The 10710-nt window shown below is 46.7% G+C and carries 10 protein-coding genes; all 10 read right to left on the bottom strand.

Annotation, left to right across the window (positions count from 1 at the left end):
- Window positions 1–561, bottom strand: a 561-nt coding sequence (locus ACJROR_RS01210; protein WP_406545507.1) for a glycosyltransferase family 2 protein, incomplete at its 3' end; no start/stop codon positions are given.
- Window positions 562–583: 22 nt separating this feature from the next.
- Entirely contained in the window at window positions 584–2479 is a 1896-nt protein-coding gene (locus ACJROR_RS01205; protein ID WP_406545506.1) for a polysaccharide biosynthesis/export family protein, read from the bottom strand.
- 257 nt (window positions 2480–2736) lie between these two features.
- Window positions 2737–3471: an NAD-dependent deacylase gene (locus tag ACJROR_RS01200; RefSeq protein WP_406545505.1), complete on the bottom strand. Its 735-nt coding sequence runs from the start codon at window positions 3469–3471 to the stop codon at window positions 2737–2739.
- A gap of 156 nt (window positions 3472–3627) precedes the next feature.
- Window positions 3628–4059: a nucleoside-diphosphate kinase gene (ndk, locus tag ACJROR_RS01195; protein WP_406039658.1), complete on the bottom strand. Its 432-nt coding sequence runs from the start codon at window positions 4057–4059 to the stop codon at window positions 3628–3630.
- An 87-nt stretch (window positions 4060–4146) separates the two neighbouring features.
- Entirely contained in the window at window positions 4147–5589 is a 1443-nt protein-coding gene (pepB, locus tag ACJROR_RS01190; protein ID WP_406545504.1) for an aminopeptidase PepB, read from the bottom strand.
- A gap of 12 nt (window positions 5590–5601) precedes the next feature.
- Window positions 5602–6768: an aminotransferase class V-fold PLP-dependent enzyme gene (locus ACJROR_RS01185; RefSeq protein WP_406545509.1), complete on the bottom strand. Its 1167-nt coding sequence runs from the start codon at window positions 6766–6768 to the stop codon at window positions 5602–5604.
- A 900-nt stretch (window positions 6769–7668) separates the two neighbouring features.
- A complete protein-coding gene (locus tag ACJROR_RS01180; RefSeq protein ID WP_406545503.1) occupies window positions 7669–8340 on the bottom strand; it encodes an RloB family protein in 672 nt (223 codons plus the stop codon).
- A gap of 2 nt (window positions 8341–8342) precedes the next feature.
- The gene (locus ACJROR_RS01175) at window positions 8343–9740 is read right to left on the bottom strand and encodes an ATP/GTP-binding protein (protein ID WP_406545502.1); all 1398 of its coding nucleotides are present in this window, start codon (window positions 9738–9740) and stop codon (window positions 8343–8345) included.
- 172 nt (window positions 9741–9912) lie between these two features.
- Window positions 9913–10377 (bottom strand): transcriptional repressor, encoded by a 465-nt coding sequence (locus tag ACJROR_RS01170; protein ID WP_406545501.1) that lies wholly within the window; start codon window positions 10375–10377, stop codon window positions 9913–9915.
- 55 nt (window positions 10378–10432) lie between these two features.
- Window positions 10433–10672, bottom strand: a complete 240-nt coding sequence (locus ACJROR_RS01165; protein ID WP_406545500.1) for a heavy-metal-associated domain-containing protein — start codon at window positions 10670–10672, stop codon at window positions 10433–10435.
- Window positions 10673–10710 lie beyond the last annotated feature (38 nt).

The raw sequence follows: 10710 nt of genomic DNA, 5'->3' as shown, positions 1-10710 counted from the left end.
CTGATATGAGGCTCCCTCAGTCTCGCACATGACAATGTGATGCTGCCGGATAAAGCTGGTTTTGTAGATGCCGTTAAACACCGACGGATGAAAACGCCAGATTCTGAAAGTACCGTATTTGTCCATCACCCTTTCAGTAAATTTAGGATAGCATTCGTACCGGTGAATCCTGTCAGTGCCGTTAGTCTTAAAAAAACCGTTATAGCGGAATACATCAACCTCGGGATAACTCTTCGCATATTCTGCCAGACACTCGTAAAAATCCGGAGCCAGGAGATCATCCGGCTCATAGATGGCCACATAGTTTCCCGATGCATTCTCCATACCGGTATTGCAGGCCTTGCCGTAACCGGAATGGGGAATTCTGATACAGCGGAATCTGGGATCGGAACTGATTTCCCGGCAGATAAGATCATTGGTGTCATCAGGGGTGCCGTCATCTACAATAATGACTTCCAAATCCCTGAAGGTCTGATCCTTAAGAGACTTTATCGCGCCGGGAATAAACTCCCTGACATTGTAGACCGGCACCACAACCGAAATTTTAATAGCATCTGCCATATAAGTTTACCACCGCTGCCGCTTACAGCCCTACCGCTACCTTGGTAGCAACGGCAATCTGGTAGATAATCTGCATGACATCCTTGGCAAACTGCATGTTCTTGGTATCCACTTCCGGCATCACAATGATCCGGGATCCCGGAACCACGGCCAGCTCGTTGCTTCTGGCTACCCTGCCATTGGGATGAACAATGAGGATGTTATCCTCATCGGCTCTTTCCGAAAATCCGCCGGTCTCGTTAATGTAATCCAGCACGGTGTATCTTTCATCAAAAACCACCGCTTTGGGCATCAGCACCTCGCCCCCGATCTGAATAACATTGGATTTCTGGGGAATTATTATCTGATCCTCATCCTCCAGCAAAAGATCCCGGATTCTGCCGTTTGAGGAAACCACTATCACGCCGTCCGGCTGAGCGGACTGTGCCCTTTTGACAAAATCCTGAATAAGCTCAGCTTCCTTGACTCTGATATTGGCTTCATCCACAGAACCGGATTCAGCAGTAAGAGCGGACTGCTCCAATCTCTTCAGAGCATCATTGATAATGAGCCGCTGCTGCTCAGCCACGCTCTTCCGCTTCACATAAATGGAGCCGGTATCGGCAACTAGAGGATCCACCTCCACATTGGCCAGCACCTCTTTAAGATGCGTTCCCTTATGCACGATATAACGGGATTTTCCGTTTATCGGGCCTAATACGCTGGCCACCAAAGTGCTGTTCTGCGTATCAGAAACGAACATCACCCTGTCATCAGGATTAAAACGGTAATTTCTGAAGGCATCAAGAGAGAGATATCTGTTAAAGCTGGTCTTTCCCTTGGAAATGCCAGTGACCTGCACATGAGTGACGTTGGCTTCGATGCCGGAAAGAGCCAGTAAATCATTCCCGGTGCAGGAATCCTTAGTGAACTCATAGGAGGCCGGTTTCTTGATAAGACCGTAGGCGCTTACGGATATCTGCTTGTTATTAACCAAAATAACGTCATTGTTTTCCAGGGTTATTTCAGGGAGATCGCCCTCCGTTATAAACTTGTAAAGGTCGATCTTTTTAATGACTTTCCCCTTTCTTTTGACATGGATCTCGCGATAGCTTCCGGTCTGGGAATTGATGCCCCCGGCCCGGTCTATGTAGGACAGAATATTGTCATTCTGACTGCCGGCATAGCGTCCGGGATTGTTAACGGCGCCGGTTACAAAGATGGCTACCGGCTGAGAGCTCTGAAGATTGACATAAAGCTCCACGTTATTGGTAAAGACCTGTCCGATGGCATTTTTAATGGTGCTTCCCAGGGATGAATCATTGCAGCCCAGTACAAATACCGGTCCGATTTCAGGAATAAAGATATTCCCCTGAATATCCACCGTGAGCACATCCTCATACTGCTTGGCCCCCCACATCTTAACCACAATGCGGTCTCCGGGAGAAACCTTATAGTTGGGGTTGATATCCGTCTGAAAGGTATTGGCGAAATTGCCCTGAAAGAGCTCATAGCCAAAGGGCTTAAGCTTATTGAACTCCACAGTCTGATAAGCTCGCTGAGCCCAGGCCGGCTTCGGAGAATCATCAGGGTTGAAGGGATTGTAATTCGGATCTGAAAAGTCCCCCTGCTGAGCCTGCCCGGAAGCTGCCGGCGTCCCAGCTCGCTCCCCGATTTTTCTGACAGTCTGAGGAGCCTCCGCATTATTGGCCGCCAAAACCGGCGACACCGCAAAAGTCCCCAGAGCAAAAAACAGCGCTCCCGAAAACGCCAGCGTCCGGACTAAGGCAGGCACCGCAGAGGCATCATCGCAGTCATGACCTGACTGAAGCTGATGACGGGACTGTGAAATATGGCAGGATCGCAAAACCGCGCTCGCTAATGACTGCCGAACAGCCCTTCCGGCTGCATGGCTGTTATTAAATAAGCCGAACATCATATGTAGTAGATTCCAGGATGCTCCTTAGAGCCGCTATTCAAAGAAACGGCGCTAAGCAAAAAAACAGTAACAATAAATGTGACCATTGTAGCAAGAAATGCCCTGAGTCTCAAAAATTCAGCGTTTTTTTTGGACTTACGCAGTTACGCTCAGCACGCCATGCCTCTGCACGTAAAGCTTAAAGCTTTCGCGCAAAAACCAAAACGGCAGCCCGTAAGCCGCCGTCATAAATAATCTGCCTGAGTCAGAACTCCTTCTCAGGACTGTTTCTTCAGAAAATCAATGCTTCCGCTTTCCAGAAGCCGGGAAACAAAATCCGGCACTGTAACACCGGCCTTACCGTACACGCTATAGGTAAAGCTGGAATTCTGCAGCGAGGGAGTCAGATTGAACTCCACAGAGGGGTAGCCCAGACGGTTCACCGTCCTTACAAAACCCGCTGCCGGATAAACCACGCCGGAGGTGCCTATGGAGAGGAAGAGACTGCCCCGGGAAAGGCAGCTGTCGATTTCCTCCATGAAGTAGGGCATCTCTCCGAACCAGACAATGTCAGGCCGCAGCTCCTTTTTTCCGCAGACGGGACAAACCGAATCCTCGGAAGAATCCTGCTCCCAGCGGGTATGGGCTCCGCATTCCTTGCAGAGAATGCTCTTAAGCTCCCCGTGCATATGGATGACATTTTTTGAGCCGCCCCTCTCATGGAGGTCATCAATGTTCTGGGTAACCACGGTAACCGAGCCCCGGCGCCACTCCTTTTCCAGGCGGGCCAGAGCCTCATGCGCGGGATTCGGCTTCACATTGTCCAGGTTCTTCCGAAGCCGACTATAGAAGCGATGCACCAGATCCGGATCCCGGATATAACCCTCGGGAGTAGCTACATCCTCCACCCGGTGCTGCTCCCAAAGTCCGTCCTCGGATCTGAAGGTGGGAATGCCGGACTCCTGAGAAATTCCAGCTCCGGTAAGGATCACGATATTCCTGATTTCCGCCATAAGTTCACCTCCGTTTCAGTTAAAGGTCTTTATTGAATACCAGCCCGCTTCCCGCAGAGGACGCCTGCATATGAACGCCCCGGCGCAATCCTGCTGTTTCGGTCGTTAATAATAATTTCCGGGGGCTTTTCCCCTCCGGTATCTTCCGGCATCATACTATCTGGTGCGGGGGCAGATCTCGTCCTCGGTAAAGAAATAGGAAATCTCCCTTTCGGCAGCTTCAATGCAGTCAGACCCATGCACCGCATTCTGGTCAATGGAGGTAGCATAGTCAGCCCGCACCGTGCCGGCCCGGGCGTGCCGGGGATCCGTATCCCCGATAATCTCCCGGTGTCTCCGGACGGCATCCTCGCCCTCCAGCACCTGCACCATAATCGGTCCGGACATCATAAAATCCATCAAAGCATCAAAAAACGGTTTATGCCTGAGGTGAGCATAAAAACCGGCAGCCTCCTGATGATTAAGGTGCACCATTTTGGCTGCAATCACTCTGAGACCGGCGTTTTCAAAACGGTGGTAGATATCCCCGATAAGATTGCGGGCGACAACATCAGGCTTGATAATGGAGAAAGTACGTTCAATAGCCATGAAAAACCTCCTTTTGTAAAAATTTCCGCTAAATATAGATCAAAAAAAGCTCCGGTACTCAGGAGCTTTTGTCATTTGTGATCTTCATTAACGGATTTGCCAAAGATCTTTCACAAAGCGGGCTATAGATCTTATTCCGTGTCCCCGGGCTCCCAGGCCATAGCCCGATGCCGGGGTTTTCTGATAGGAGGCGGAGAGATCGATATGCGCCCATTTCGCAGGATCTTTCACAAAACGGGCCAGAAATGCCGCTGCCGTGGTAGCCCCGGGTTCATCATTTACCGAGTTGGTGATGTCCGCAAGACCGGATTTAACAAGATCCAGATGAAACTCCTCCAAAGGCAGTCTCCAGGCATATTCGTGGGTTTCCCGGGCTGCTTTCAGAAAGGTCTCCGCCATGAAGTCCTCCAAAGCCAGCACCGCATGATACTCTCTCCCCAGAGCCGTCTTGGCCGCGCCGGTCAAAGTGGCGGCGTCCAGAATATACCCGCCGTCCTCTCCGGCTGTAATAAGAGCATCCGCCAGTACCAGCCGCCCCTCGGCATCGGTGTTGTCAACCACTGCGGAAACCCCGTTACGATAGTGAATAATGTCCCCGATGCGCATGGCCGAGCCGGAGATCATGTTTTCCGCGCAGGCCAGATAGGCCTTCACCCGTCCCGGAAAGCCAGTTGCCGCCAGAAGAGCCAGTGCTCCGGCCACAGTAGCAGAACCGCCCATGTCGCTGTGCATGGACTTCATATATGACGAAGGCTTAAGACTGTAACCTCCGGTATCAAAGGTAATGCCCTTTCCCACAAGAGAGGCAAATACCGGAGCGTCATTTCCGGAAGGCGCATAGTCAAGAACATAGAGACAGGGAGGAATTGAGCTCCCCTTTCCCACGGTAACAATGCCCTCATAGCCTTTTGAAGCCAGTTCCTCTCCGGAAATTTTTCTTACAGAAAACCGCCCCCCGGCAAGATCCCTGAGAAGGAGAAGTTCCTTCATATAGGAATCGGGATTAAGGATATTGCCCGGAAGATCAATGGTATCCCGTACCCATTTCACAATCTTTAACAGCGTCTGAAACTCTTCGTCCGCTGAAACCCGGGGCGTAAACTCGAGGCACTGCTTCTTATTAAGAGTGCGAAAGCCCTGACTGAAGGCAAAGGAAGCCTCCGTATCCCAGACAAAATCCCCGGAATCCCGAAGCTGTACATTGTTAAAGCCCCGATCCGCCAGGGTTCGGGCCGATTTTCTGATAAATCTGAGAAAGGCTTCATAACCCATGCCGGCGCATTCGCTGTTTCCGTCATTCCCAATCGCCGGAACAGGCTTTTCCGGAACAATGGCAATGCCGTTCTCCAAAATGGCCGGACTCTGTCCCCGAGGATACCAGGCGGGAATGCTCTCCCGGGAAGCCACATAGACCTCCATGAGCGGATCTTCCTTATCGCCCTTGCTCTCCTCCGCTGCTCCCGCATTTTCCGGAAGCTCCTCCGGTCTGTGACCGGCACTGCTGTCTCTGGCACAACCTTCTGCAAACATGCTGTCTTCTCCCTATTTCCAAAAGCTGCCCTTGGCCTTCAGCTTCAAATATTCCGCTTTCACATAATCCACGGTAAAGTCAATCTCTTCCTCAGTGGTGAATCTCCCTAACGAAAACCTTATGGAAGCATGAGCTTCCTCATCGGAAAGCCCCAGAGCCTTAAGCACATAGGAGGGATTAACTGAAGCCGAGGTGCAGGCCGATCCCGTGGAGACCGCAATTTTGGTAAGAGCCAAAAGAAACTGCTCGCCGTTAACCCCCCGGAAGGTGAGGTTGAGATTTCCGGGGAGACGTTCCCGGAGGGAGCCGTTTACCAAGACTCCGGAAAGGGAGCAGAGTCCGTGCCGGAGTCGTTCCCGAAGATCCCGGATCCGGGCATTCTCTTCATCAAAGCACTGCCCCGCAATCTCATAGGCCAGTCCCAGCCCTGCAATCTGGTGCGTAGCCAGAGTGCCGGATCTGAGCCCCCGTTCATGACCGCCGCCGTGAACAACCGCTTCAGGACGGGGGGCCGTATTCCGGATATAGAAGGCTCCGATGCCCTTGGGGCCGTAAAGCTTATGTCCCGAAAACGAAAGATAATCCGCCGCCTGCTCCCGGACATCAATTTTAATTTTGCCGGCACTCTGAGCGCAGTCAGAATGAAAAAGAGCCCCGTATTCATGGGCCGTATCCGCCAGAGCTTTTATATCCTGCACGGTGCCGATTTCATTATTGGCATGCATCAGAGTAACCAGGAGCGTTCTTTCGTTAAGATGCTCCCGGAGCATTTCCGGAGTTACCCGGCCCTCCCGGTCCGGTTTAATGCGGATCACCTGAAAGCCCAGCTTTTCCGCAAAGGCGCAGGAGTCCAAAATGGCCTTGTGTTCTATGGCGGAGGTGATAATGACATTTCTTTCGCCGCCCTGAAATTTCCAGGCAAGACCGATTACCGCCAGGTTGTCGCTTTCCGTGGCTCCGGAGGTAAAAACAATCTCCCGGGAATCCGCTCCGATAAAGTCCGCCACCTGATTGCGGGCAATGTCCACCGCCTCCGCGGCCTGCCAGCCATAGCTGTGGGATTTGGAGGCCGCATTTCCGAACACGCCGTCCAGGGTGAGACAGGTCATCATTTTTTCCGCCACCCGGGGATCTGCCGGAGATGTGGCAGCATAGTCTAAATAAACTGGAAACTTTATCATCTTAATTTTGCCATCAAGTTCTGTCATTAAATTCTACAATAAGGCTCTGTAAATAAGGCTAACCTGATTGTCTTGAGTTCCGGTTATCTTCATAAAACTTCGGTGTTATCCCTGCACCTCCCATCCGGTCTTGTGAAGGCTGAAGTTCGGTTAATATTCGAGATCAGAATCGGGCAGGGCTGCCTATTGTCCTCTTGTTCTAACCTTTTCCATCTTCCATAATTAGAGCTTTCAGAAATCGATATACCAGTGATATAACTCATCATCCGCAATCCTTTCGGACAGAACCTGAAGTAATTTGCTGCGATAGGGGCTGCGATTGACGGTATTAAAGAACTTGCTCAAGTCAAGATACATGACTCAGTCAAGACATTCATTAACGTATACAATAGCCTTGCCAACGGCCGCTATGCATCCTTACTCCGGCCTGAACATAAAAGCTGTTATCAAAGAAGAGCTTTTCGTACTCCAGACTCAGCACAAGCGCTACGGTCTGTTGTACAAACCGATCGAAAGCAACGAGTATGACTATAAGGACGTTTATCACCCTTCTCCGTTATCACCATTCGCCCTGGAAATGTATACCCGTTTATTGGTTTCGAAATGTAAGTTCCGTTTTCACCGATTCTGAAATTTCACCGGAATGAGCCAGAACACAATCCCTCAGATCAGAAGTCTTCATACCGCCAACTCTGGCGTTATCTTTGCTGTTTATTACTTTCTGAAGATCCTTGGTCAGACATTAAAAACACAATGGATTGCTGCAATCCTATTAACATATGCACATCGGCCGGAGCATCACAGATTAAAATTTCTCTTTATCTAAAACTTAACAAAATATTCAATCAAGGAACAATCAACGTACGCTCTTAGCTAAAAATTTACAATCAGATTCGTCTAATTAAACATACCTTCAATAAGCACACCTATATTAGTACCTAAACTGTTCTTCAGCTGGCAAACATCAGTAGAAAAATTTTTTGCATTATTTATTGCTGTAACGACATTATTTTTATAATTAGCATCAAACTTCAATCTGGTCTTGTTATATGAACCACCAAGACATTCTTTCAATAACGATTCTACATATGTTCTGCCATCTGTCTTTTTATTTTCAAGAAGTTTCTGCTTATCATATTCTTTACAATCTTTGAAGTGCAGAAGCAACCAAAATTCAAAACAAGGATTAGATACATAAAATTTAACTTGAGCTTGTCTTACACATTCCAATAACTGATCGTACTGTTTTTCAGAAAAACTATGTTTATCACGATCAACAATTAAACAGAATTGATCGCCTCTATCAGGAAAATAGTTATCATAATCATCAAGCTCTTTCCTGGCTTCTTTGTACAAAGAAAGAGGATTGCTGCTTGTATTATTTTCATGCCTAATATAAACAAATTCTACCAAAGAATTGATGTTTAACTGTTTTCTATTGCTTTTTATACCAGAAAAATACAGATACTCAGTTTTGCGCCCTTCACAGGCTATAAAATATTTGATTTTTGATTCTAGTCCCGGACGATCATTTTCCGAACGTACGCCATATTCACGATCAATTCTCATAATCAATTATCCACATCTTCATAGTCAGGGTATATCGAATCAAATAGCGGTACAGCTCCATATCTGCCATCCAAATAAGCAACATCTATTCTTTTATCAAATCTTTCGTTGAAACGATCAAAAGGCACTATGACAGAAGCTCCGTTTTCTTTTCTTTCGATGAAATAAATTTCGTCACGTCTAAGTAATTTAAGATTTAAAAGTCTGCTTTCGTGAGTAGTTATTACTAACTGTATATTCTTTATCTTGGCGATTCTCAGAAATGTTTTCACAAAATGAAGTGTAAGCTGAGGATGCAAACTGTGATCTAATTCATCAATAATAAATAATGAATTCTCTTCAGCAAACAATACTGATAATAAATCCAACAGTCTTCTTGTACCATCTGACTCTTCACCGAGAGAAAATTTCACATCAGAAACACCAAAATGTTCAAAACAGATTTCCTTGAATTTGATTTCATCACCATTCGTTGAAATTAATATCAAATTACCATTAATGTTTACACGTAAGACTTTATTATCATTTTCAAGTAAAGACTCTGATCTTTGTCTGCCTAATAATTTTATCGTCTTGTCAACATCGTCTCGAAGTTTGTAACTCACTTTATCAAAGGCCTGATCTTTTGAAATTTCATGCGAAATAATTTTAGAAATTCCTGTATCAAAACTTTTCAGAGCCTTCATTAAATCTGAAAAATTATCGAAAGATAGTGTATCGTATCCAGTAACAAGCGTATCCGGATATGAAATATTTACATTGGAAATCCACTTATAAATATCTCTTAAGATTCCAAGTTTTCCTTCATTTTTATAGAGTTCAGCCTTATTAGACACAACCTCCTTAAGAAATAATTTATAGTCAACTTTACTATAATCCTCCAAATAAATATTCATTCGTCTGGCTATATCAGAATTCAGGTAATTATCATTAAAATACGACACCCCATCATTAATGTTTCGAGTATAGATTGTAACATTTTCTTCTTTACCTAATTTGATTAACCATTCTTCCTTAATTTTCTTTTCAAATACAGAAATTTCAAAACCATATGCATAAACACAATCATTTATAAGTATTTCAAATTCGAAGTATGAATTCCTGTTTTTACTTAATGGGTTCATTCGAAAATAATTATTTCTGTTTGAATCGGCGAAAGAATTTTCTGTACCTTGCAAAAGAATTGTTACTGCATACTGAATAGCCTTAATCAGATTTGACTTCCCTGATGCATTTGCCCCAAAAACAGAAGCAAACTTAAGAAGTTTAAAATCTTTAGCTGAATATAAGCGATCTTCATGATTTTTAATATTACCTGATATCAGTGAAAATGACTGGTTATCATTTATTGAACAGAAATTTCCTACATTAAAACGCACCAGCAATCCTGAAACACTCATAATTTTCTTCTCCCATAAGCGATCATGGATCTTTCCCGGATTTTTTCAAACATTCAAGCTGACGAAATACTTGAGGAAAACGCTTAACAGACAAATTTCATAGACACTCAGTCCGCATCCCAGATTCTGAACGCTCTTTCCTCTTTTTAAGCCTGCCTCTTTTTTTCGGCTCTCACTTCTTTACCGAAATATGCACCGAGTCATCTATGGTGGTGACATCAATCTTTTCATCAGACTTAATAAGCCCCTTTACCACCAGCCCCAGTCTCAGAAGCTCCGGAAGATCAATATCGCAGTCCGTAACCTCGGCACCGCTGGAATCCCGCACCGAACCCAGACGGAACTGGCACTTCCGGCAGGCGCTGACATCAAAGCCGTGGCCTCCGGAAATAATACCCAGGTTCTCCAGCACATTAAGAAAGCGGTAAACCGTGGAAATACCCATGTCAGGGTTTTTCTCCCGGGCTTCGTAGTAAAGCTCCTTGACGCAGGAATAGCTTCCTGAAAACAGGAGATCAATAAGCTCCATACGCTGCCGGGACATGCGCACCCGGGCCTCCTTCAGCTTTTCCAGACAGCGGGAGCGAGCCTCCTTTATCTGGAACTCAGCATTCTCCGATTCTGAAAACTCTGCCATAAAATCCTCACTATCCTGATCCCCTGACAGCAACACTGCCAAAAGACATCGCCTGTCACCTGTCTTTCATCTTAATATCCTGCAGCAGGAATGTCACCTGACCATGCAGTCTTTCCGAAACTCCGGAAAGAAGCCTTAAAAGCTCCTCTGAAGAAAGGTCGGTTTCGATATCCGCCGTGGTTCCCCCAAAGGGCATTATTACATTCCGGAGTTCCGGAAGAGCGGCGAGGCTCCTCCGGAGACTTAAGGCGCAGAGCGGGCAGTCAATGCCGATAATCCGAAAAAGGCAGCGCATTTACTTCCCCGCCCTCCTGAACATTTAAAAAACCGGCT

Source organism: Succinimonas sp., from assembly GCF_045225735.1.
Classification (GTDB): Bacteria; Pseudomonadota; Gammaproteobacteria; order Enterobacterales; family Succinivibrionaceae; genus Succinimonas.
The sequence above is the reverse complement of the archived record's forward strand: the minus strand, read 5'-3'. Positions and strand labels throughout refer to the sequence as shown.

Coding starts and splice junctions, on each gene's coding strand:
- ACJROR_RS01205 (WP_406545506.1), bottom strand. CDS start 2,479: ATGATGTTCGGCTTATTTAATAACAGCCATGCAGCCGGAAGGGCTGTT.
- ACJROR_RS01200 (WP_406545505.1), bottom strand. CDS start 3,471: ATGGCGGAAATCAGGAATATCGTGATCCTTACCGGAGCTGGAATTTCT.
- ndk (WP_406039658.1), bottom strand. CDS start 4,059: ATGGCTATTGAACGTACTTTCTCCATTATCAAGCCTGATGTTGTCGCC.
- pepB (WP_406545504.1), bottom strand. CDS start 5,589: ATGTTTGCAGAAGGTTGTGCCAGAGACAGCAGTGCCGGTCACAGACCG.
- ACJROR_RS01180 (WP_406545503.1), bottom strand. CDS start 8,340: ATGAGAATTGATCGTGAATATGGCGTACGTTCGGAAAATGATCGTCCG.
- ACJROR_RS01175 (WP_406545502.1), bottom strand. CDS start 9,740: ATGAGTGTTTCAGGATTGCTGGTGCGTTTTAATGTAGGAAATTTCTGT.
- ACJROR_RS01170 (WP_406545501.1), bottom strand. CDS start 10,377: ATGGCAGAGTTTTCAGAATCGGAGAATGCTGAGTTCCAGATAAAGGAG.
- ACJROR_RS01165 (WP_406545500.1), bottom strand. CDS start 10,672: ATGCGCTGCCTTTTTCGGATTATCGGCATTGACTGCCCGCTCTGCGCC.